At 70.5% G+C, this 22,110-nt stretch carries 18 protein-coding genes and 1 pseudogene; 15 read left to right on the forward strand and 4 right to left on the reverse strand.

Annotation, left to right across the window (positions count from 1 at the left end):
• Positions 1-97 precede the first annotated feature (97 nt).
• Genes G3I60_RS15045 through G3I60_RS15065 form a run of 5 tightly spaced genes read left to right on the forward strand, consistent with a single transcriptional unit; the run spans position 98 to position 4,450 of the window.
• The gene (locus G3I60_RS15045) at positions 98-400 is read left to right on the forward strand and encodes a hypothetical protein (protein WP_138353172.1); all 303 of its coding nucleotides are present in this window, start codon (positions 98-100) and stop codon (positions 398-400) included.
• Positions 397-1,869: a putative T7SS-secreted protein gene (locus G3I60_RS15050; protein WP_203672988.1), complete on the forward strand. Its 1,473-nt coding sequence runs from the start codon at positions 397-399 to the stop codon at positions 1,867-1,869. Before G3I60_RS15045 ends, G3I60_RS15050 begins: the two co-directional genes overlap by 4 nt.
• Positions 1,862-3,262 carry a hypothetical protein gene (locus tag G3I60_RS15055; RefSeq protein WP_164293989.1) on the forward strand — a complete coding sequence of 467 codons (1,401 nt, stop codon included), beginning with the start codon at positions 1,862-1,864 and terminating at the stop codon, positions 3,260-3,262. Before G3I60_RS15050 ends, G3I60_RS15055 begins: the two co-directional genes overlap by 8 nt.
• A complete protein-coding gene (locus G3I60_RS15060) occupies positions 3,259-3,858 on the forward strand; it encodes a hypothetical protein (protein ID WP_138353174.1) in 600 nt (199 codons plus the stop codon). Before G3I60_RS15055 ends, G3I60_RS15060 begins: the two co-directional genes overlap by 4 nt.
• 4 nt (positions 3,859-3,862) lie before the next feature.
• Positions 3,863-4,450, forward strand: a complete 588-nt coding sequence (locus tag G3I60_RS15065; RefSeq protein ID WP_164293990.1) for a hypothetical protein — start codon at positions 3,863-3,865, stop codon at positions 4,448-4,450.
• Between the two features lie 21 nt (positions 4,451-4,471).
• Here the strand turns inward: G3I60_RS15065 and G3I60_RS15070 are convergent, their stop codons facing one another.
• Positions 4,472-4,846, reverse strand: a complete 375-nt coding sequence (locus tag G3I60_RS15070) for a DoxX family protein (RefSeq protein ID WP_164293991.1) — start codon at positions 4,844-4,846, stop codon at positions 4,472-4,474.
• A 115-nt stretch (positions 4,847-4,961) separates the two neighbouring features.
• Between G3I60_RS15070 and G3I60_RS15075 the strand changes: the two genes are divergently transcribed.
• Both G3I60_RS15075 and G3I60_RS15080 read left to right on the forward strand, forming a co-directional pair.
• A complete protein-coding gene (locus G3I60_RS15075) occupies positions 4,962-5,639 on the forward strand; it encodes a TetR/AcrR family transcriptional regulator (RefSeq protein WP_164293992.1) in 678 nt (225 codons plus the stop codon).
• Between the two features lie 152 nt (positions 5,640-5,791).
• Positions 5,792-6,784: an adenosine deaminase gene (locus G3I60_RS15080; protein ID WP_138353178.1), complete on the forward strand. Its 993-nt coding sequence runs from the start codon at positions 5,792-5,794 to the stop codon at positions 6,782-6,784.
• Between the two features lie 82 nt (positions 6,785-6,866).
• Here G3I60_RS15080 and G3I60_RS15085 read toward each other — a convergent pair whose 3' ends face one another.
• Positions 6,867-7,670: an HAD family acid phosphatase gene (locus G3I60_RS15085; RefSeq protein WP_164293993.1), complete on the reverse strand. Its 804-nt coding sequence runs from the start codon at positions 7,668-7,670 to the stop codon at positions 6,867-6,869.
• Positions 7,671-7,820: 150 nt separating this feature from the next.
• On the opposite strand from G3I60_RS15085, the gene G3I60_RS15090 reads away from it, so the two are divergent.
• The 4 genes and pseudogenes from G3I60_RS15090 (at position 7,821) to G3I60_RS15100 (ending at position 11,848) form a co-directional block, all read left to right on the forward strand.
• Complete coding sequence (locus G3I60_RS15090; protein ID WP_164293994.1) at positions 7,821-8,906, forward strand: S-(hydroxymethyl)mycothiol dehydrogenase; 1,086 nt, start codon at positions 7,821-7,823, stop codon at positions 8,904-8,906.
• A 371-nt stretch (positions 8,907-9,277) separates the two neighbouring features.
• A pseudogene (locus G3I60_RS44595) lies at positions 9,278-9,478 on the forward strand (beta-galactosidase trimerization domain-containing protein); the annotation flags it as partial.
• Positions 9,479-9,644: 166 nt separating this feature from the next.
• Positions 9,645-9,911 (forward strand): Beta-galactosidase C-terminal domain, encoded by a 267-nt coding sequence (locus G3I60_RS44600; RefSeq protein ID WP_203672989.1) that lies wholly within the window; start codon positions 9,645-9,647, stop codon positions 9,909-9,911.
• Positions 9,911-11,848, forward strand: a complete 1,938-nt coding sequence (locus G3I60_RS15100) for a glycoside hydrolase family 5 protein (protein ID WP_164293995.1) — start codon at positions 9,911-9,913, stop codon at positions 11,846-11,848. Before G3I60_RS44600 ends, G3I60_RS15100 begins: the two co-directional genes overlap by 1 nt.
• A gap of 164 nt (positions 11,849-12,012) precedes the next feature.
• On the opposite strand, the gene G3I60_RS15105 is transcribed toward G3I60_RS15100, so the two are convergent.
• Positions 12,013-13,347 (reverse strand): 6-phospho-beta-glucosidase, encoded by a 1,335-nt coding sequence (locus tag G3I60_RS15105; RefSeq protein ID WP_138353182.1) that lies wholly within the window; start codon positions 13,345-13,347, stop codon positions 12,013-12,015.
• 46 nt (positions 13,348-13,393) lie between these two features.
• On the opposite strand from G3I60_RS15105, the gene G3I60_RS15110 reads away from it, so the two are divergent.
• The 4 genes from G3I60_RS15110 to G3I60_RS15125 all read left to right on the forward strand — a co-directional run bounded on the left by G3I60_RS15110 (position 13,394) and on the right by G3I60_RS15125 (position 18,688).
• Entirely contained in the window at positions 13,394-14,509 is a 1,116-nt protein-coding gene (locus G3I60_RS15110; protein ID WP_138353183.1) for a carbohydrate kinase family protein, read from the forward strand.
• 195 nt (positions 14,510-14,704) lie between these two features.
• Positions 14,705-16,831: a PhoH family protein gene (locus G3I60_RS15115; protein WP_164293996.1), complete on the forward strand. Its 2,127-nt coding sequence runs from the start codon at positions 14,705-14,707 to the stop codon at positions 16,829-16,831.
• Between the two features lie 22 nt (positions 16,832-16,853).
• Positions 16,854-17,351: an rRNA maturation RNase YbeY gene (gene ybeY, locus G3I60_RS15120; protein WP_138353185.1), complete on the forward strand. Its 498-nt coding sequence runs from the start codon at positions 16,854-16,856 to the stop codon at positions 17,349-17,351.
• A gap of 5 nt (positions 17,352-17,356) precedes the next feature.
• Positions 17,357-18,688: a hemolysin family protein gene (locus G3I60_RS15125; protein WP_138353186.1), complete on the forward strand. Its 1,332-nt coding sequence runs from the start codon at positions 17,357-17,359 to the stop codon at positions 18,686-18,688.
• 15 nt (positions 18,689-18,703) lie between these two features.
• Here G3I60_RS15125 and G3I60_RS15130 read toward each other — a convergent pair whose 3' ends face one another.
• Entirely contained in the window at positions 18,704-22,093 is a 3,390-nt protein-coding gene (locus tag G3I60_RS15130; RefSeq protein WP_164293997.1) for an NACHT domain-containing protein, read from the reverse strand.
• Positions 22,094-22,110 lie beyond the last annotated feature (17 nt).

A 22,110-nucleotide genomic window follows, 5' to 3' on the forward strand; every position in this document is an offset into this window, starting at 1 on the left:
TCATTGCTGCCGCTTTGGCGCTGCGTTGATACCCTGCTTCGATCTTGCCCAAGACTTGTACAAGTCTTTTCCAGCTCGAGGTCAGCGGAGGACAGCCATGGGGGAACCGGATCTTGCTGCGGACACGCTACGGATACGGCAGTGCTCGGCCGCGCTCAAGCGCGTCCACGACGAGTTCGACAAGCACGCGAACCCGGCGGACGGCTACGGCCGGGCGGAGATCGGCTCCGACCTCCTCACGGATGTCTTCCATGACTTCGGCAGCAACTGGAAGGTCCACCGGACGAAGCTGACGGAGGAACTGGAGAAGCTCGCCAAGATCACCGAACAGGCGGCGGACACATACGACCAGGTGGACTCCGAACTCGCCAAGGCGCTGCGCGGGGAGGACAAGAAATGACCCGCCCCTCGTACGGCTGGGAAGTCCTCGGCGAGCACGGTGACCCGGTCCCGGGGGACCCGGACACGGTGGCCCGGCTGGGCCGGGAGCTGCGGAAGACGGCGGAGTCGATCGAGCGCGAGGCCCGCGAGATCAAGGCGCTCGCCTCCGTCGAGGCCTGGAAGGGCAAGGTCGCGGACGAGTTCCGCGACCAGGCGTCGAAGGCGTCGGACAAGCTCCGCAAGGCGTTCCACCGCTACGACGAGGCGGCCAAGGCCCTCGGGGAGGACGCCGGCGACGGCGTGACCGGCGGCCCGTACGCGCGCGAGCTGCACCGTGCGCAGAAGATCGCCGACAAGGCCCTGCGCGACGCCCAGGACGCCGACACCGAGCACTCCGGTGCGCAGCGGGCGATCTCCCAACAGCCCGCTGACACCCCCAAGGACGACCCGACGGCCGTCAAGCTCAAGGCCAAGCAGGACGCCGCCGCAGGCGCGATCGGCGAGGCCAAGAAGGACCTGCAGCGGGCGAAGGACATCCGCGACCACGCCGCGAAGGCGGCAGCCGACGCGATCCGCCACGCCATCGACCACGACGGCCTGAAGGACAGCCGCTGGGACAAGTTCAAGGGCTGGGTCCACGAGCACGCCGACATCATCGGGAAGATCGCCGACATCGCGGGCTGGGTCGCCACGATCTGCGGCACGCTCTCGCTCCTCGTCGGCTGGATCCCCATCATCGGCCAGGCCCTCGCGGGCATCCTCGGCACGATCGCCCTGGTCGCCACGCTCGTCTCGCTCGTCGCGCACGTCCTGCTGGCGCTGTCCGGCGACGGCAACTGGTTCGATGTCGCCCTCGACGTCGTGGGCCTCGCCACCTTCGGCATCGGCCGCGGCGCGATCGCGGGCGCGCGCGGCGCGTCGGCGGGGACGCGGGCGCTGGCGCGCTCGGCCCGCTACAAATCGATCATGGAGAGCGCGGTCGCGAACGGTCTGAAGAAGGGCACCAAGGCGTACCAGAAACAGGTGGCCAAGGCCTGGAAGATCGCCAACCGCGAGTCCGGCGGAGCCGCCCGCGGCAAGGATGCCGCGAACGCCATGAAGAACGCGCCGAAGGGCTGGTTCCCCGGCTGGGGCCGCGTCGGTGACGCGGTCAACCCCGTCAAGATCGCCAAGGAGAGCTGGCAGAGCGTCAAGGACCTCAAGGCCTTCCGCGACGTTCCCCAGCTGTTCCACGGCAACACCTGGACCGGCGTACGTGCCGCAGTGGGCGACACGGGACTCGCCACGGACGCGGCCAACCTGGCCCGCGCCAACGTCGGCAACATCGCCAACGGCGCGGTCCACGCGGGGGCGGACGTCTTCAAGACCCAGACCAGGATATGGATCGGTGCGACCGGCATCGCCTCGGGCATCGACGCGGCGGACAAGGCCGGCGCCGGTGACGCGCTGGGACTGAAGGACTCCACAGTCAGGGAGATCGGTGACTGATCCGCAGCTGGTACCTGTCGGGAACGGGACCGCGGGCATCGCGGAGCCGGCGCTGCGGCCGTCGGCCCGGCGGCCTCCCGGCCTGGAGGTCGTCCGCCACGCGCGGATCTACCGGGACGGCCGGGACCTGGTGGTCCGTTCCCCCCGGGGAACGGAACGCCGCCATGCGATCGGCACCGGAGGCATCCGGCGCGCCGTCCACGCCGACCTGCTCGGCCTCGACGCCGCACGGCAGATGGGGCTGCCACTCACGGGCCGCTGGGGCGTCGTCGACCTGCAGGACGGGGACGGGCGCACGGTATGGCGGATCCCGCTCGCCGAGTGGCTGCCCGAATCCGGGCTGGTGGAACCGCATCCCCTGCGCGGCGAGAAGCTGTTGGAGCGGACCGGGCTGGCGGGGCTGCTGAAGGAGTCCGGGATTCCCGTCCACCGGGTTCACGAGCCGGACGATCCGCTGCTGGCGGGTTCGAGTGGCGGGGGCGACAAGGACATCCGCTTCTACGACACGGTGCCCGTCTGGCACTCGGTGGCCCGGGGAACCGGCATGCTGCTCTGGGCCGTCGCCTTCCTGCTCGGCCTCATGCTGCGCGACAGCGCTCCGTGGCTGCTGGCGGTGTCCGGCCTCGCCCTGCTCGCGCTGCCGGTCGCCACCGCGACGCTCCGGCTCCGTGCCCGTGGGAAGGAGCGCCGCGACGACCTCGGCGTGCGCGCCCGGCTGAACCCCTGCCCGCCCGGCGGTGCCGGCGCGACCACGCGCTTCTGTACTACCGCGATGGTGCGGGTGCAGAGCGGGGACATCGTGATGGTCGACAGCCTGGGGGGTGAGCGCTGGCTGCCGCGCTCGGGCCCGCACTCGGTGGACCGGGTGGTCCGCTTCCTGGCCCCGGCGGACGGCACGCCGCTCGGCGTCGAACTGCAGGGCAGCGGCGGCCAGGTGCGCGCCGCCCTTCCCTGGAACTGGTGGTTCGGCGGTGCGGAAGGCGGCGCCCGGTGGACGGAGTTCGTGGCGGCCGTCGGGCGGCCGGTGGAAGACCGCCCGCTCGGCAAGGGCAAGCAGTGGCCGCAGGACCAGCTGGCGCGGGCGGACAGCGTGCAGATGGCCCCCGTCGAGGCCAAGCAAGCCCGGCGGATCACGAGTTTCCACGGGGGAGTCATCGGTGACTCGACCGCGTTCCTGGTGCCGCTGTTCTCGCTCCTCACCCTCGGCACGGGCCTGTCCGTGACCGGGGCGCATCCGGCGATCGGATGGCTGGTCGTGGCGTCGGGCGCACTGGCGTTCTGCGGCACGGCGGGACCGGAGATCAGCCACAGCCTGCGCAGCCGCCTGCGGCTCGACCGCCCGGCCCAGGGCCAGGCACCGGACAACACTTCTCGACAGGAGCCACGTTCATGACACCGGCCGATTCGCCGAGTGACTACCAACTCCTGCTCCCGGACGGCTGGTTCCGGATCGACCTCGATCCGGAGCGGCGGGAGGGCGCGGTCGACGCGCTCGTGGAGCGGCAGTTCCGAGGGATCGACGATGCGCCGATCATCAAGCAGCAGGTGCGCGACGAGCTGCGCGGCCGGGCGCTGGAGGCGTACCGGAACGGCGGGATCGAGCTGTACATGAGCCTGCAGTCGGCCGGTGCGCTGACGGTTCCGGCGTCGCTGCTGGTCACGCTGGTGCCGCAGGAGAGCCTGGGGTCGGGGGTGCCGGTGGACGACCTGGCCGGGTTTCTGGCGGAGCGGGGTGGTCCTGACGGGTACCAGGTGACGGTCGAGGACCTGCCGGCCGGTTCGTCGGTGCGGACCAGGGCCCGGACGGTTCCGGCGGCGGACGATCCGTCCGGCGGCGCGCTGCCGGTCACGTCCGTGGACTATCACGTGCCGGTGCCGGGCTCGGAGGCGTATCTGCTGCTGTCCTTCTCCACGCCCCTCGACCCGATCGCCGACGCGATGGCGGATCTCTTCGACGCCGTGGCGCTGTCCCTGAAGTGGAGCGCATGAGCCAGTGAACGACGACACGTGGAACGTCGGTATCGAATGTCCCGAGGACTGGATCCCGCTGCCCCTGGAGCCGGGCATCGACCTCGGCGCGTGGGCGCTGGAGCAGGCCGGGAAGCTCGCGGCGGCGCCGGCGGAGGTCGACGCCGACGCGCTCATGTACGACCTGCGGGAGCGGGCCGCCGACAGCCGGGGGCGGGAGCCGGTGTTCGCGTTCGGGCTGTATCCGGAGGGGTTCGAGGAGGCGCTCGCGGTGCTGGAGGTGGATGTCGTCCACCCCGACGACAAGGTGCCGTCGATCACGCTGGACTGGATCACCGAGGTCTTCGCGACCGGTGACTTCCAGGAGCCGGAGGTGGAGCGGGCCATGCTTCCGGCGGGACCGGCCGTCCGCATCCGCCAGGGGCTGGCCGGCCGGGGGACCGGGCAGAGCGGTGAGCGCTCCCTGATGGAGACGGTCACCTACGGCGTGCGGCCGCCCGGGATCGAGAGCGCGGTCATGGTCCTCGTCTCCTGGACGGCGCCCGGCCTCGCCGACCTGATGACGGCGGCGGCCGACCAGATCGTCCACACCCTCAAGATCACGGCGACGTAAGGGTGTGACGCGAGGGCCGGGTCAGAAGGAGTACGGCCCGAAGCGGCCCCATGCGATCACCACGGCGAGGACCAGCAGAACGACCGACGGGAGGACCTCCTTCGCCGTGTCCTTCTTGCGGAGGTGGTAGTTCGCGGCGCCCGCCATCGTCACCGCGAGGCCGGCGGCGGCGATCGGGGTGAGGATCGGCGCTATGTCCGTCGCGGCCGGGAGGATCAGGCCGATCGCCCCGAGGACCTCGGCCGCGCCGATGAGCTTGACCATCCCGGCCGAGTAGTCGTTCACGAACTTCATCGTGCCGGCGAGCTTCTCCTTGGGCTGAGTGACCTTCATCAGTCCGGACGCGAGGAAGGCGGCGGCGAGAACGCCCTGCAGGACCCAGAGAACGGTGTTCATGGCGGGGACTCTTTCCGGGATGTGGGGACGAACCTGAGGCAACCCTCATGTTCCTCAGGTTGAATACCGTACCACCGAACCTGAGGCATGCCTCCGGTTCGGTAGACTGGCGGACATGTCCGACTCCGACCGCTCTCGCTGCCCGAAGCGTGTCCTGCGGCGCGACGCGCAGCGCAACCGTGACGCACTGATCGCGGTCGCCCGCACCGCCTTCGCGCAGGACGGCATCGACGCGCCGCTGGAGTCGATCGCCAAGCGCGCCGGGGTCGCCATCGGCACCCTCTACCGGCACTTCCCGACCCGGCTCGACGTCATCGAGGCGATCTTCGCCGAGAAGCTCGCCGAGTGGCTGGCGGCGGCCGAGCGCGGGGCCGCCGCCGAGGATCCCTGGGAAGGGTTCGCCGGGTATCTGGAGGACATGTGCGCGCTGCAGGCCGGCGACCGGGGGTTCAACGACCTGGCGTCCATGCGGCTGCCGTCGTCACCCGAGGTGGAACGGCTGCGGCTGCGCACCTTCGAGCTCAGCCGCGACATCCTGCACCGGGCCCAGCGGGCCGGCGCCGTACGCCCCGATCTCACGCCCGAGGACCTGGCCTTCCTCATCTGGTCGCAGGCGCGGATCACCCAGGCCACCCGGGAGGTCGCACCGCGCGCCTGGCGGCGTCATCTCGCGCTGCTGCTCGACGGCTTCCGCGCCGAGCGCGCCCACCCGCTGCCCGAGCCCGCCCTGACGCCCACGCAGGTCGGCCTCGCCATGGCCGCTCTGGGTGGCAGCAGCTCCTGCCCCGGCTGACGCTCGCAACCGGCCGACGCCCCGCAACCGGCTGACGCCCCGCCACCGGCCGAAAGCGCTGCCCCGGACAGCGGCGCGCGCGGCCGGCACCGCGCTGACCTGTACCGTTGTACGACCCCTCGCCGCCGTACCGACTGTGAAGTGATTCCCCCGTGCCCATTCCCAAGGCTGAACTGCACCTCCACATCGAAGGCACCCTGGAGCCGGAACTGGCCTTCGCGCTCGCCGCGCGCGGCGGGATCTCGCTGCCGTACGCCGACGCCGACGAGCTCCGCCGCGCCTACTCCTTCACGGACCTGCAGTCCTTCCTGGACCTGTACTACGCGCTGATGGCCGTCCTGCGCACCGAGGAGGACTTCGCCGACCTGGCCGACGCCTATCTCGCGCGCGCCGCGGAACAGGGCGTACGGCACGCCGAGATCTTCTTCGACCCGCAGGCGCACACCGCGCGCGGCGTCGACATCGGCACCGTCGTCGAGGGGCTGTCCCGCGCGCTGGACGCCGGGCGGGAACGGCACGGCATCAGCACCCAGTTGATCATGTGCTTCCTGCGCGACGAGTCCGCGCAGTCCGCACTGGACACCTTCGAGTCGGCCAAGCCGTACCTGTCCCGGATCTCCGCCGTCGGCCTGGACTCCGCCGAGGTCGGCAACCCGCCGTCGAAGTTCCGCGAGGTCTACGAGCGGGCCGCCGCCGAAGGGCTGCGCCGCGTCGCCCACGCGGGCGAGGAGGGCCCGCCGGCGTACATCTGGGAGGCCCTGGACGTGCTCGGCGTCGAGCGCGTCGACCACGGCCTGCGCTCCCTGGAGGACCCGGAACTGGTCGCCCGGCTCGTCCGCGACCGCATCCCGCTCACGCTGTGCCCGCTCTCCAACGTCCGGCTGCGCTGCATCGACCGCATCGAGGACCACCCGCTGCGCGCGATGCTCGACGCCGGTCTGCTGGCGACCGTCAACTCCGACGACCCCGCTTACTTCGGCGGGTACGCCGAGGACAACTACGAGGCGGTCCGTGCCGCGCTCGGCCTGGACGACGAGACGGTGCGCGGGCTGGCCCGCAACTCCTTCGAGGCGGCTTTCCTCGACGGGGACGAGGCCCTGCGGGCGCGCTACCTCGCCGAGGTCGAGGCGTACGTCTTCGACTGATGACGTCGGCCCGGCCGGCGGCCCCTCGGAGCCGCGGCCGGGCCGGACGGTGCGCCTAGGGCAGGCGCTTGCAGCAGGGCGCCTACGGCAGGAAGTACATGGGGTTGGGGAGCTTGAAGGTCTTGTCCCCGTAGCCGCCCTCGAGGTCGCTGTACTGGTCGCCGAAGTTGGCGACGATGTTGTAGCCGAGCGACTCGATGTGCTTGCGGGTGCCCGCCTTGTACTCGACCGTCGTGCAGGTCGCACCGCACGGCAGGTACGCCGGCGGGCTCGTCTTGTTCTTCAGGAAGAAGTGCGCGGCGTCGGCGGCCGGCTTGTAGCCCGCGACGGCGAGGTTGGCGGTGGACGGGTCACGCTGCGCCTCGGGGCGGCCGGTCAGGAAGAAGACCGTGATGCCGTGGTCCGAGGCCCAGTTGACCAGGTCCGGCATGCCGAAGACCGGCGCCATGTTCTTGGTGCGGATGTACGTGTCGTTGGTGGCGGGCGTGTAGTTGAAGCCCACCTCCAGCTCGTAGTTGTACGTGAGCAGCGTCGTGTCGTCGACGTCGAGGACGATCGCGGGCTTGGCGCCGTGCCCGCTCCCGTAGCCGTTCCCGTCTCCATGACCCTCGTGCCGCAGGGTGTCCTTGAGGTAGTCCTTCGCCTTGCTCTCGATGCCCGCGACCTGCTGCGCGTAGCCGCTCTGCGGCGACGCGTTGTGCTCACCGGCGGCGTCCACGGTGTCGCCGTAGTACGCCTTGATCTCGGTGACGACGTTGGTGAGGTTGGGGATCTGCTGGTCGCTGCGCGGCACCGAGTTGCCGGCGGAGGCGCCGCCGATTCCGTAGAGGGTGGCGCCGACCGCAAGGGTCGCGGCGGTGAGCGCCAGGGCTCGGGTCCGGGGCATGGCGGTGCTCCTTCACGTCATGTGCACGTCGGGTGATTCCGCGAACCTAGACCCATGATCATGGCTGGTCAAGGATGGTCTACGCGCGGGGATCCGGCGGATGCGGCACGGTGCCTGCGTGGTGCGGCCGTCCGGGCGTACGGTGAATCCATGACTCAGCACGTACGCGGAGTAATCGCGCCTGGTAAGAACGAACCCGTTCGCGTCGAGACGATCCTGGTGCCGGATCCGGGGCCCGGCGAGGCCGTGGTCCAGGTACAGGCCTGCGGGGTGTGTCATACCGATCTGCACTACAAGCAGGGCGGGATCAACGACGAGTTCCCGTTCCTGCTCGGCCATGAGGCCTCCGGCATCGTGGAGTCGGTCGGCGAGGGGGTGACGGAGGTCGCGCCCGGCGACTTCGTCGTCCTCAACTGGCGTGCGGTGTGCGGCCAGTGCCGCGCCTGTCTGCGCGGCCGTCCCCAGTACTGCTTCAACACGCACAACGCGAGCAGGAAGATGACGCTGGAGGACGGAACAGTGTTGTCCCCAGCTCTCGGCATCGGCGCGTTCGCCGAGAAGACCCTGGTCGCGGCGGGGCAGTGTACGAAGGTGGACCCGGCGGTCTCCCCGGCGGTCGCCGGTCTGCTCGGCTGCGGTGTGATGGCCGGGATCGGCGCCGCGATCAACACCGGCGGGGTCGGACGGGGTGACTCCGTCGCCGTCATCGGCTGCGGCGGCGTCGGGGACGCGGCCATCGCCGGGTCGCGGCTCGCGGGCGCCGGCCGGATCATTGCCGTCGACATCGACGACCGGAAGCTGGAGACGGCGCGGCGGATGGGCGCCACCCACACCGTCAACTCCCGCTCCACCGACCCGGTCGAGGCGATCCGGGAGCTGACCGCCGGCAATGGCGCGGATGTCGTCATCGAGGCGGTCGGCCACCCTGAGACGTACCAGCAGGCGTTCTACGCCCGTGACCTGGCGGGCACGGTCGTGCTGGTGGGCGTGCCCACGCCCGAAATGAAGCTGGAGCTGCCGCTGCTGGACGTCTTCGGGCGCGGCGGCGCACTCAAGTCGTCCTGGTACGGGGACTGCCTGCCGTCGCGGGACTTCCCGATGCTGATCGACCTCCATCTGCAGGGCCGCCTCGACCTGGGCGCCTTCGTGACCGAGACGATCGGGCTCGGCGACATCGAGAAGGCGTTCGCGCGGATGCACGAGGGCGACGTGCTGCGCTCGGTCGTGGTGTTCTGACGTCGTGCAGCGAGCCGTAGGCGCCCGCCCACTTCCGGGCCCCGGGGTCGCCCTTGAGGTCGGCCGTCACACCGGTGGTCCCGGCGACCTTGTACGGGAAGCCGCCGGCCTGCCAGATCATGCTGTTGCGGTGCCGGCGTCCCCGGGGTCGGTGTAGGTGATGTAGTTGTCGGGGTCGGCCGCGTGGATCCTCTTCGACCTCGACCTCGACCTCGACCTCGACCTCGACCTCGACCTCGACCTCGACCTCGACCTCGGCGTCGACCTCGGCGTCGGCGTCGGCGTGGTCCACCCCTCGGCCGACCTCTCCGGGTACCACTTGGTGGTCGTCCCCCGGGCTCCATCTGCTCTCGGCGGAGCACGCCGAGCGGCTGACCCACTTCGCCGCGGACGGCGGCTCGCTCGTCGTCTCCTTCTTCAGCGGCATCGTCGACGAGCACGACCGCGTCCACCTGGGCGGCTACCCGGCACCCCTGCGCGATGTACTCGGCCTGTACGTCGAGGAGTTCTGGCCGGCCGACGAGGGCGCGACGTTCCCCGTGCGGGAGGCGGCCGACGGTGGCACCTCCCATGAGGGGCGGAGCAGTGCCGACCTGTGGCGCGAGGACGTGGTCCTGACCGGGGCCGCTCCCGAGCTGCTCTTCGCCGGCCGGCTGGGACGGCCGCCCGGCGGCGACGGTCCACGGGTACCGATCAGGAACGGCCCGCTACATCGCCACCCGCCCGGACGAGGCGACGATGCGCGCCATCCTGGAGCGCGCCCTCGCCGACGCGGGAGTCACCCCGGTGCTGCCGGGGCTGCCGGCCGGGGTGCAGGCCTCGGTGCGCGCCGGGGACGGGTACGACATCCTCTTCCTGCTCCATCACACCGATGGTACCCACGTCGTGGACCTTCCCGGCGAACGCCGGGATCTGCTGCACCAGGACCGTGACCCCCAGCGCCGGATCACCCTCGAACCGTTCGGCGTCGCGGTCCTCGGCAACCCAGCTGAAGGCAGGCATTGATGCACAGAATCCTGGCTCGTTCCACCCTCGTCCTGGCCACGGTGGCCGGGCTCCTCGCAGGCCCGGCGATACCGGCCTCCCAGGCCGCGCCGGACCTCCCCGACAGCACCGCCCAGCCCACGGCGACCCAGCGCACCGCCGCCCAGCTCGCCGACTCCTGGACCGGACCGCTGTCCGCCCGGGGCCGCTACATCGTCGACGCGCACGGCGACCGGTTCAAGCTCAGGTCCGCCAACTGGGGTGGTGCGCAGGGCAGCTGGACCGGAAGCGGCGACATCAACGACCCGGCCAACCACCACGCGGGCGAGGACTCGTACAACATGCCCGTCGGGCTGGACCGGGCGAGCCTGCCCGCCCTGCTGGGCAGCTACCACCAGCTCGGGATCAACAGCATCCGGCTGCCGTTCTCCAACGAGATGATCCACAACACGACGCCCGTCCCGGACGCCGCCGTCGCCGCCAACCCGCAGCTGCGCGGGAAGACACCGCTGCAGGTGTACGACGCCGTCATCACGGCCCTGACCGGTGACGGCTTCGCGGTCGTCCTGAACAACCACACCAACACCTCACGCTTCTGCTGCGGCCTGGACGGCAACGAGCGCTGGAACACCTCCCAGTCGACCGCCCAGTGGGAGGACGACTGGGTCTTCATGGCCCGTCGCTACAAGGACAACCAGCGCGTCGTCGGCGCCGACCTCTACAACGAGGTACGGCGCACCATCCTCGACGACCCCAACTGGGGCAGCGGCGACGGCCACGACTGGTTCAGCGCCGCCCAGGAGGCCGGCGACCGGATCCTCACCGAGGCCGACCCGGACCTGCTCATCATCATCGAGGGCATCAACTGGACGGGCATCCCGGCCGACGGCCTCCCGCACGGCCGCCCCACCCTGGAACCGGCCCGCACGCTCTCCCACACCCTCCTGCGGTCCGGAAAGCTCGTGTACTCCGCGCACTTCTACGGATACACCGGCCCGAACCACACCGGCGCCTACGGCACCGGCGAGACGCACGACCCGCGCTACCAGGACATGACCCGCGACCAGCTGTTCGCGGTGCTGCAGCAGCAGGCGTTCTTCATCACCGCCGAGGGGCAGCACTTCACGGCGCCGCTGTGGGTGAGCGAGTTCGGCACCGGCACCGAGGAGAACGACCCCAAGGCGCGCGCCTGGTTCGCCAACTTCACCGACTTCCTCGCCACCAACGACACCGACTTCTCGTACTGGCCGGTGGTCGGCTGGAGCGGGAACGGCCAGGGCGACGCCTACGCGCTCGTGCGCTACGACGCGGCCGGGCACCGCTCGGGAATCCTCGACGGCCCCGACTGGCGGTCCGCCGCCTGGAACCACCTGATCACCGCTCCCTCCCGGACCGGGCAGGTGGCGGTACCGGCCCGCTGGAACATGCTCGACCTGGACAACGCCGACGCCGTCCGGTCCCTGCGGATGCGCGGCGGGCCCGACTGGGACTCCGGAGCCCGCAAGGCCACCTGCCCCGACGGGCAGCGGCTGATCGGCCTGGCGCACACCGGGAACCGCGGTCTGTGCACCGACACCGGCGCCGGTGACCTGCGGTCGGCAGGCCCCGAGTACACGGTCGTCCGCGACGAGAGCTACGTCCGCAGTGGCGACTGGGCGGGCGGCTACACCAAGCTCGAATGCCCGGCGGGACAGTTCCTCGACGGCTACAGCGTCCGCGGTGCCGCCGTCTCCGCGGCTCTGTGCGTCCCGGCGCGTGCCGCGCTGGGCACCGCCGGCCGCACCGTCTGGTTCGACCGGGGCGACAACCGCCCGGCCGGCGGTCCCGGCGGCGAGTTCGCGTCCGGGAACTACAAGGGGCAGTGCGCCACCGACGAGTACGCGGCCGGTATCGCCTACACCGGCCGCGTCGGCTCCCGCCGGACCCCGGACGCCCTGCTCTGCCGCAAGCTGGCCTGACCCGCCTGACCCGCCTGACCCGCCTGACCCGCCTGACCCGCCTGACCCGCCTGACAGACGAGACGGCCTGACAGACGAGACGGCCTGACAGACGAGACGGCCCGACGCACCGGCCGGCCCCACCCACGGGCCGGCCGGAGCACGTCCCACCGAGTATCGCCGGACTACCGCGGCAGCCCGGCGTCCAGGATGCGGCCCGCGACCGCGACGGAGTCGACCAGCGGATGCAGCGCCAGCGCCCGCAGGGCCGCCGCCCGGGAGCCCGAGGCGGCGGCCTCGATCGCCGACCGTTCGACGGCCTTGAGGGTGAGCATCAGCCCGGCCTGGTGCTCGGTGGGCGCCGCGACCGGCAGTGGCCGGGCACCGAAGGCGCCCACCTCGCAGGGCACTTCGATGATCGCCTCCGCGTCGAGCGCGGGGACGGTCGTCCCGTTCGGCACGTTGAGGATCAACGTGGTCCGCTCGTCGCGCGCGATGGCCCGCATCAGGGCCAGCGCGACCCGGTCGTAGCCGCCGCCGTCCAGGTCGTGGGGATCGCGCTGCCAGCCGCCGGTGGCGGCACGGTTCTCCGCCATGTACGTCTCCTCGCGCTCCAGCCGCGTCCGGTCCCAGAGGGTGTACGCGTCGGCCGGCCGGTCCGCGGCAGCGGCCGCCGAGGCGAAGAACGCGCCCTGCTGCCGGTCCAGGAACTCCCCGCGGGTCGCCTCGGCCGACCGCACCGCCGCCAGCGCCTCCCGCTCGAAGTAGTAGTAGTGCAGATACTCGTTGGGCAGCGCCCCCAGCGCGGCCAGCCACGGTGCCCCGAAGAGCTTGCCCTCCTCGAACGAGTCCAGCGCCCCGGGATCGGCGAGCAGACCCGGCAGCAGGTCGGGGCCGCCGTCCGACATCCGGCGCAGCCACCCCAAGTGGTTGAGGCCCACGTAGTCGTAGCGGAACGTGGGGGAGTCCGGGTCGGCGCCCGCGGCGCGCGCGGCGCGGCGTACGAGCCCGACCGGGGAGTCGCAGATGCCGATCACCCGCCCGCCCAGCACCCGTGCCATGGCCTCGGTCACCATCCCGGCCGGGTTGGTGAAGTTGATGACCCAGGCGTCGGGCGCCAGCGCCTTCACCCGTTCCGCGATGGCGACCGCGACCGGCAGCGTCCGCAGCCCGTACAGCACCCCGCCCGCACCGACGGTCTCCTGCCCGAGCACCCCCTCCGCGAGCGGCACCCGCTCGTCGCACACCCGGCCGGCCGTGCCGCCGACCCGGATGGCGGAGAAGACGAAATCGGCGCCGCGCAGCGCGTCGTCCAGGTCCTGGGCGATCCGGACCGCCGGAGCGCCCGGCACCCCGGCCGCCTGTGCGGCCAGCACGGACGCCATGACCCGCAGCCGCACCGGATCCGTGTCGTGCAGCACCAGCTCACGGCAGGCGCCGGGGGCACCCGCGTCCGCGAGCAGCGCCCGGTACACCAGGGGCACGCGGAAACCGCCGCCACCGAGAATCACGAGTCTCATGCGTCTGTGACCTCCACTGTCCGTCTCATCGTGCAGAGTGTTGTTCATGGACGACCAGCCCGTATTCGATCCGCTGGCCGGGGTCCGCTCTCCCGGAGACCCGGCATCCGATGTGTACCTGACCGGGACCGTCTTCCTGGACATCATCTTCACCGGCCTGGACAGCGCGCCGGTGCGGGGCACGGAGTCGTGGGCGCGCGGCATGGGCTCCAGCCCCGGCGGCATCGCCAACATGGCCACCGCCCTGGCCCGGCTCGGCCTGCGCACCAAGCTGGCCGCGGCCTTCGGCGACGACATGTACGGCGACTACTGCTGGGACAGCCTGGCGGCGGGGGAGGGCATCGATCTCACGTTGTCCCGCCGGATCCCCGGCTGGCACTCGCCGGTCACGGTCTCCATGGCCTACGAGGGCGAGCGCACGATGGTCTCGCACGGCCACGAGGCGCCGCCGCCCGAGGAACCCGCCCCCGAGTGCCCGCCCGCGGCCCGCGCCTGCGTGGCCTCCCTGGAGCCCGGCGGCCCCGGCCAGGAGTGGATCGGGCACGCGGCCCGGCACGGCAGCCGGATCTTCGCCGACGTGGGCTGGGACGACTCCGGCCGCTGGGACCCGGCCGACCTCGCGGACCTGGAGCACTGCGCGGCCTTCCTGCCGAACGCCACCGAGGCCATGCACTACACCCGCACCGAGTGCCCGCGCGCCGCCGCCCGCAAGCTCGCCGAGCTGGTGCCGCTGGCCGTCGTCACGCTCGGCTCCGAGGGCGCGTACGCGGTGGACTCCGCGACCGGCGAGACCGCCGAGGTCCCGGCCCTGCTGATCGAGGCGCTGGACCCGACGGGCGCGGGCGATGTCTTCGTCGCCGCTTTCGTCACCGGCTCCCTCGCCGGCTGGCCGCTCACCGACCGGCTCGCCTTCGCCTGCCTGTCGGCGTCCCTGTCCGTCCAGGAATTCGGCGGCTCGCTGTCGGCCCCCGGCTGGATCGAGATCGCCGCCTGGTGGCAGCACGCCAAATCCTTCGACGAGCAGGACCAGGACGTGATGCGCCGGTACGCGTTCCTCGACGCGCTGCTGCCGTCCGGCACCCGGCCCGGCCCGCTGCCCCGGGCGGTACCGACCATCGGCTTCCGGCGCCCGGCGGGACCGGCGGGGAAGGGCAGGCGCTGAGCCCGGGACGGGCCCGGGGCAGAGCCCGCCCGCGTCAAACCCCACCCGTCACAGAACTGGTCACGGAACCGGTCGCGAAACCCCGGCGTAAAACCCCTCGGGCCAGAAGGGTCACCGACGTACCCTTGGTGTTCCAAGGCCCTCACCGGGCATGTCGTCATCAGAAGGTGGGTTTCCCAGGCTCCGAGCCGGCCCATGACTCAGACACCGACACAGCACCAGCCGCAGGCACGCGCCCACTTCGTCGTTCCGGCCAAGCACCCCATGGTGACGGTCCTGGGATCGGGAGACGCCCTCCTCCGTGTGATCGAAACGGCCTTCCCGGCCGTCGACATCCACGTCCGGGGCAACGAGATCAGCGCGACCGGGAAGCCCAAGGACGTCGCCCTCATCCAGCGGCTGTTCGACGAGATGTTGCTGGTGCTCCGCACCGGCCAGCCGATGACGGAAGACGGAGTGGAGAGGTCCATCGCGATGCTGCGTACCAACGGCAACGCGGCCGACCCGGCGGGGGAGACCCCGGCACAGGTGCTCACGCAGAGCATCCTGTCCAACCGCGGCCGCACCATCCGCCCCATGACGCTCAACCAGAAGCGTTACGTCGACGCCATCGACAAGAACACCATCGTCTTCGGCATCGGCCCCGCGGGCACCGGCAAGACCTACCTGGCCATGGCCAAGGCCATCCAGGCCCTGCAGGCCAAGCAGGTCAGCCGGATCATCCTCACCCGCCCGGCCGTCGAGGCCGGTGAGCGCCTCGGCTTCCTGCCCGGCACGCTCTTCGAGAAGATCGACCCATATCTGCGCCCGCTCGTCGACGCGCTGCACGACATGATCGACCCCGACACCATCCCGCGCCTGATGGCCGCCGGGACGATCGAGGTCGCCCCCCTGGCGTACATGCGCGGCCGGGCTCAGCCGGTCTTCACCAAGGTGCTGACACCGTCCGGCTTCCGTCCGATCGGGGAACTGGCAGTAGGCGATCTTGTCGTCGGATCGAACGGTGAGCCGACTCCGGTCCTGGGTGTGTACCCGCAGGGAAAGAAGCAGATCTACCGGCTCACGGCCCAGGACGGGGCCTGGACGCTCTGCTGCGGAGACCATCTCTGGACAGTCAGAACGGCGTCCGACCGTCGTCGGGACAAGCCCTGGCGAGTCCTCGAGACCAAGGAGATGATCGGGAACCTCCGTGCCGCACACGCCCGCCGGTACGAGTTGCCGCTGCTGAGTCAGCCGGTGTGCTTCCCGGAACGCGCCGTTCCCATGAATCCGTACGCGTTGGGCCTGCTGCTCGGCGACGGCTGTCTGACCGGTTCCACCACACCGTCGTTCGCCACCAACGACCCGGAACTCGTATCCGCCCTCGAAGCGGCTCTGCCCGGCACCGACGTGCGGTGGAAAGACCGCGTCAACTACACCCTGAGCCGTGTGAGGGCACCGGGCGACGTCGTCACCCTGGAGAATCCGGTCACCGGAGCCCTCCGCGTCCTGGATCTGCTCGGCAACAGGTCGGGTTCGAAGTTCGTGCCCGACGACTATCTCCACAACTCTGCGGATGTGCGGCTGGCCCTGCTCCAAGGGCTGCTGGACTCCGATGGGGGGCCGGTGGCCCAGGCGGGACGGACGTGCCGCATTCAATACACCACGACATCGATCCTGCTCCGTGACGACGTCATCGCGCTGGTCCAGTCGTTGGGAGGCGTCGCGTACACGCGCCGCAGGGCCGCAGAGGGCCGGACGCCGGGGAAGGCGAACGGGCGTGACGTCCTCCATCGCCGCGACGCGCACATCGTCGATATCCGACTGCCTGAAGGCATCGACCCGTTCCGGCTCACGCGCAAGCTCGAGAAGTACCGGGCCGCCGGGGGTGGCGGGCGGCCGATGCGTTTCATCGACAGCATCGAACCCGCGGGTTATGAGGAGGCGGTGTGCATCCAGGTCGCAGCCGCCGACTCGCTCTACGTCACCGAGAACTACTTGTTGACGCACAACACGCTGAACGACGCGTTCATCATTCTCGACGAGGCGCAGAACACCAGCGCCGAGCAGATGAAGATGTTCCTGACCCGGCTCGGCTTCGAATCGAAGATGGTCATCACGGGCGACGTCACCCAGGTCGACCTGCCGAACGGCACGAAGAGCGGTCTGCGACAGGTGCAGGACATTCTGGAGGGCGTCGAGGACGTCCACTTCTCGCGCCTGACGAGCACCGACGTCGTGCGTCATAAGCTGGTGGGGCGCATCGTCGATGCGTACGAGCGTTTCGACGACGGGAACGCCGGGCGAAGTGCCGCAAACGGCGGCAAAGCCCGTACCCCCTAACCGAGAGTAGTCGCACCGCACCATGGCGATCGACGTCAACAACGAGTCAGGCTGGGAGATGGACGAGCAGGCGGTTCTCGACATCGCCCGCTACGCCCTCCAGCGCATGCGAATCCACCCGCTCGCCGAACTGTCGGTGATCGTCGTGGACGCGGCCGCCATGGAGCAGCTGCACATCCAGTGGATGGACCTCCCCGGTCCGACCGACGTCATGTCCTTCCCGATGGACGAACTGCGCCCCGGGAAGGACGACGAGGAGCCCCCGCAGGGCCTCCTCGGCGACATCGTGCTCTGCCCCGAAGTCGCGAAGAAGCAGGGCGAGGAAGCGGAGACGCAGCACTCCATGGACGAGGAGCTCCAGCTCCTCACCGTCCACGGGGTGCTGCACCTGCTCGGATACGACCACGAGGAAGCCGACCAGAAGGCCGAGATGTTCGGCCTCCAGAAGGCCATCCTCGACGGCTGGCGCACCGAGCGCGGCATCGAGGGCCCCTCCCCGGCCCCGACCACCACCCACTGACGGCGATGGTCCTCTCCGCCGTACTGCTCGTCGTCGTCGCCTGGCTCGCCGCCTGCGCCGAGGCCGGTATCGCCCGCACCTCGCGCTTCCGCGCCGAGGAGTCCGTCCGCACCGGCCGGCGCGGCGCCGACAAGCTCATGGCCGTCGCCTCCGACCCCACCCGCTACCTCAACGTGGCGCTGCTCGTCCGGGTCGGCTGCGAGATGGCGGCGGCCGTCCTGGTGACGGTCGTCTGCGACCGGCATTTCGACCGGACGTGGCAGGTCCTCGGCGTCGCCATCGGCATCATGGTGCTCGTCAGCTACGTCGCGGTCGGCGTCTCCCCGCGCACCATCGGCCGCCAGCACCCGCTCAACACGGCCACGGCGGCCTCCTACGTCCTGCTGCCGCTGGCCCGCATCATGGGCCCCATCCCCGGCCTGCTCATCCTCCTCGGCAACGCCCTCACCCCCGGCAAGGGCTTCAAGCGCGGCCCGTTCGCGAGTGAGGCCGAACTGCGCGCGATGGTCGACCTCGCCGAGTCCGAGTCCCTCATCGAGGACGACGAGCGCCGCATGGTGCACTCCGTCTTCGAACTCGGCGACACCATCGTCCGCGAGGTCATGGTGCCCCGCACCGACCTGGTGATGATCGAGCGCTTCAAGACCATCCGCCAGGCCATGACGCTCGCGCTGCGCAGCGGTTTCTCCCGCATCCCGGTCACCGGCGAGAGCGAGGACGACATCGTCGGCGTCGTCTACCTCAAGGACCTCGCCCGCCGGGTGCACATCAACCGCGACGCCGAGAACGATCTCGTCTCGTCCGTCATGCGGCCCGCCACCTTCGTCCCCGACACCAAGAACGCGGGCGACCTGCTGCGCGAGATGCAGCAGGAGCGCAACCACGTCGCCGTCGTCATCGACGAATACGGCGGCACGGCCGGCATCGTCACCATCGAGGACATCCTCGAGGAGATCGTCGGTGAGATCACCGACGAGTACGATCGCGAGGTCCCGCCCGTCGAGGACCTCGGCGGCGGCTCCTACCGCGTCACCGCCCGCCTCGACATCGGCGACCTCGGCGACCTCTACGGCGTCGAACTCGACGACGACGACGTCGAGACCGTCGGCGGCCTCCTTGCCAAGTCCCTCGGCCGCGTCCCGATCCCCGGCGCCTCCGCCTTCGTCGAACTCCCGCAGGACGGCGCCTACACCCCGGCCCAGCCGACCGCTCTGCGTCTCACCGCAGAAACCCAGGCAGGCCGCCGCAACCGCATCGGCACGGTGTTGGTGGAGCCGATCGGGGCTACGGCGGGGTCGAACGGCGGGCCGGCGGCTGCGGTGAACGGCAGCGAGTAGCGGGTTCGCCGCGCGCTAGCGTGACGTGATCGGGACGACGGTCCCGTCCTTGAGGACCCGCACGCGGGCGCGGCGGCTGACGGCGTAGAGGGCTTCGCGGACGGCGTGCTGGCTGGTGTGGAGCCCGTAGTCCGGAGGTAGGTGGCGTGGATCCCGGATCTCTGTGGTGACGAAAGCCAGCAGGCGGGCAACGGTCTCCGCATCGTCGGCCACGACGGAGATCATCCGCAACAGGGACCGCGTCCCGATGTCCCCGTCGACGGTCGGCTGAGCGTTGACGTGCCGGATCGTCTCCAGCGCGTCCGCTACGCACGACCGGGGAACCTTGAGCACCGCGTAGATCTTGTCGGACAGCAGGCTGAATCGATTGCCCCGGCGCAGGCAGTTGTCGAATGCGGCCTCCGGATCGATCTCCCACAGCCATTGCATGGAGGACGAATCAATTCCGGCCCGGATGGCGGCCCGGGTGAGCCGGCGCGAGAACGCGACGTCGTTGTACGGTGCGAGTACCTGCATCAGACGGCCCCTCACGGACGCGATCCCAATGCTCCTACGGATATCGCGGGACCTGAGAGGGATGAACGGCCTGAGGCGATGCTTCACGATCGCCTCCTGGACCAGGTGGAGATGGCCCGGTGCTCCCCAGGCCGCCAACGTGACCGCGGCGGAGACTGCCACGTTCCTGCTCGGGTGTGCGGTGAGGAACTCCAGTTCATCGACGCTGCCCGGAAGGTGGTCCAGACAGTGCATGGCAAGCCAGCGGATCTGCCAGGGCCTGCTGTCGTCGACGGCGAGGGCCAGGAAGTCCTCCCGCCAGGCCCTGCCGTGCCCCCGCGTGCTGAACTCCGCCAGGCTCACCATGATGAGGACGGCTTCCCACCCGGTGGCGTCGCCGGCTCGGACGAGGTCCAGGAGGGATCGGAAGCCCGGTTCTCCGGCAACGTTCAGATACGTCCCGGCCAGGCTCGAACCACCGCCGAGGTCCCAGCCGCCGTTGCGGTCCGCGAACCGCAGCAGGAGATCCGGCACCGAAGGATCATCGAGCTGCGCCAGCGCGTCACCCACGGCTCGGACGAGGGTGCCGAACCACTCTGATCCTGCCTCCTGCTCCAGAAGGAGAAGAAGAGTGTCGGCAGGGCCACCGGTAGCGCCCAGCGCCTCGGCGATCGCCGCCAGGAGATGCGTTCTGGCGATCGCGTCCATGTCCGACGAAGGACGGGAGTTCTGCAGTTTCGAGAGCTCCTGAAGAAGCGCGGGAACCGCCTGCCCGACCCGCAGTTTCCCCAGCGCTCTGATGAAGTGCTCTCTCACCTCACCGGGCAGTTCGGAACGAAGGGTGAAGAGCCCCAGCAGCCGCTCACCGGCCCCGCGCCCACCGAGGGCACCCAGCGCGTCGACGAGGGCGATCCGCACGTCCTCGGAGTGCTGATCGTCGGCGATGTAGTCGATGATCTCCGGCAGTTGGCGTCCGGAACCGAGCAACCCCACCAGTACCTGCGCCGCCCGCTCCCGGTCCTGCTCGTACGGCGTCTCCTCCAGCAACCGCCAGAGCGACCGCACGATCTGCTGCCGGAGCCGGGTGTCGGCGATGCGCGGGCTTCCGGTGAGACACCGCGCGGCCATCAGCAGATCCGTGTGGAACAGATCGTCGTCCGGCAGGCTGAGCACGTCGTCCTCGCGCCCGGAGCCGTCCGCCGGCAGCTGCAGCAGCCCGAGCAGCAGGGGAGTGGCATCCGGCAACGATCCCGCGAGCAGCAGGACGACCTCCTCCCACCACGGGTCGTAGCGCCTCGCCGTGGCCACCTCGATCCCTTCGGGACCCCGCTCCCACAGGGCGGTGGCGGTGAAGTGCTCCTGGAGCGTCAGATGCAGAAACCCGTACCAGCCGTGCGCCTGGGCCTTGAGCAGGCCGTACTGGGCGGCGATCTCGTCGAGGATGGCGCGGTTGTCGCCCGGCGGGAGATCGATCGTCGGCAGATACTGCGCGATGAGCGCCAGCAGATCGTCCTCGGCGAAATAGCGCTGGCCCAGCTGGTGGTAGTGCCAGGCGATCTGCTTGAGGAGATCCTGCTTGTTGTCGGTCGTGAAGCGGCTGTACCGGGAGATCTGCCGGTGGGAGTCCCACTCGCGGAGCATCACCTCCACGCACCGGCGGTACAACGCCGCCCGTCGCTCCGGAAGTTCGAGATCCCGCTCGTACACGATGGCGATCAGGCTGAGCAGCAGCGGGTTCGCGGCGAGGGTCTGCAGCCGGGAGTTGCCGGACAGCGCCTGCACCAGACCGTCGGAGCGAACGTCCTTCGGACCGAACCAGTTCGCGATGAACGTCTTGATCTGCGCCCACTCGAAGTCCAGCGCTTCCATCACCTGGAACTGCACCAGCCCGCTGCGCCAGCCGTGCCGCCGACAGGTGACGACCATGGGCGCCTTCGGGAACCGGGCCGCCAGCCGGTTCACCTCGTTGGCCACGCGGTTGTACGCCGCCGTCGCCTCCTCGGTGGAACCCCCGCCCAGCACCTCGTCGAGCCCGTCGAGCAGGAGCGCGGCTGTCCCGTCGGTGAGCTTCGCCTCCATGTGGGCCCGGGAGCCCGCGAACCCGTACCGATCGGCCCAGAATTCGGCCAGGTAGTCGAGCAGGCTGGTGTGGCCGCTGCCGATGAAGTGGTTCAGCTCCACGTAGGCGGGCAGGTCGGGCAGCCCCGGCATCCCGCGCCGGGTCGCGATCCCGAACGCCAGATGCCGCACCATGGTGGTCTTGCCGGCACCGGGATCCCCCACGACAACGATGCGCTGATGCCGCTGCAGCGCCTCCATCGGCGCGAGGGTGGCGGGGGAGGCCCGATCGGGCCTCGGAGGCTTCTTGGGCGCCTCGATCCCTTCCTGGTCGACGACGGCAGACGCCAGATCTTCCAGCTCGATCGCGGTCAGGAGCTCATCGTCGTACAGATACCGCAGCGGCTCCTGCTCCTGCACCCGCACCTGGACGTACAGCTTCTTCAGGTCCAACGGCCGTGACAGGTCGAGAATGCGCAGCATCGACAGCTCGTGCGCCAGCTTCTCGCAGTACTCGGCCGCCCCGAGCTCCACCTCCCGATGGAGCGTCGCCTCCAGCAGCGCGGCCCGCTCCCGCTCCCGCTCGGCCTCCGCCTCGGCGCGCCGCCGCTCCCGCTCGGCCGTCTCCACCTCGTGGTCCCACGTCCGGCGCTTCACCTCCAGATCGACATCGAGCTGGTGCTGCACCTTCTGCGCTTCCAGCTCGGCCGCCCACGTGGCCTTGTCCCGCTCCAACGCCCGCGTGCGGCGTATCTGATAGAGCAGCCCGGCCCCCGCGATGAGTGCCGCCGTGATGGCGCCGAACATCGTGTAGAGCGTGGTGTTGTTCGCAGCAGCCGACTGGACTAACACGTAACCCCCGACGTGTG

The organism is Streptomyces sp. SID13666 (genome assembly GCF_010548325.1).
Classification (GTDB): domain Bacteria; phylum Actinomycetota; class Actinomycetes; order Streptomycetales; family Streptomycetaceae; genus Actinacidiphila; species Actinacidiphila fildesensis.

Bases quoted from the DNA above. Each gene is read 5' to 3' on its own strand.
- G3I60_RS15090 (WP_164293994.1), top strand. From the start codon at position 7,821: ATGACTCAGCACGTACGCGGAGTAATCGCGCCTGGTAAGAACGAACCC.
- G3I60_RS15050 (WP_203672988.1), top strand. From the start codon at position 397: ATGACCCGCCCCTCGTACGGCTGGGAAGTCCTCGGCGAGCACGGTGAC.
- G3I60_RS15115 (WP_164293996.1), top strand. From the start codon at position 14,705: ATGACTCAGACACCGACACAGCACCAGCCGCAGGCACGCGCCCACTTC.
- ybeY (WP_138353185.1), top strand. From the start codon at position 16,854: ATGGCGATCGACGTCAACAACGAGTCAGGCTGGGAGATGGACGAGCAG.
- G3I60_RS15105 (WP_138353182.1), bottom strand. From the start codon at position 13,347: ATGAGACTCGTGATTCTCGGTGGCGGCGGTTTCCGCGTGCCCCTGGTG.
- G3I60_RS15060 (WP_138353174.1), top strand. From the start codon at position 3,259: ATGACACCGGCCGATTCGCCGAGTGACTACCAACTCCTGCTCCCGGAC.
- G3I60_RS15110 (WP_138353183.1), top strand. From the start codon at position 13,394: ATGGACGACCAGCCCGTATTCGATCCGCTGGCCGGGGTCCGCTCTCCC.
- G3I60_RS15125 (WP_138353186.1), top strand. From the start codon at position 17,357: ATGGTCCTCTCCGCCGTACTGCTCGTCGTCGTCGCCTGGCTCGCCGCC.
- G3I60_RS15070 (WP_164293991.1), bottom strand. From the start codon at position 4,846: ATGAACACCGTTCTCTGGGTCCTGCAGGGCGTTCTCGCCGCCGCCTTC.
- G3I60_RS15045 (WP_138353172.1), top strand. From the start codon at position 98: ATGGGGGAACCGGATCTTGCTGCGGACACGCTACGGATACGGCAGTGC.
- G3I60_RS15100 (WP_164293995.1), top strand. From the start codon at position 9,911: ATGCACAGAATCCTGGCTCGTTCCACCCTCGTCCTGGCCACGGTGGCC.
- G3I60_RS15075 (WP_164293992.1), top strand. From the start codon at position 4,962: ATGTCCGACTCCGACCGCTCTCGCTGCCCGAAGCGTGTCCTGCGGCGC.
- G3I60_RS15085 (WP_164293993.1), bottom strand. From the start codon at position 7,670: ATGCCCCGGACCCGAGCCCTGGCGCTCACCGCCGCGACCCTTGCGGTC.
- G3I60_RS44600 (WP_203672989.1), top strand. From the start codon at position 9,645: ATGCGCGCCATCCTGGAGCGCGCCCTCGCCGACGCGGGAGTCACCCCG.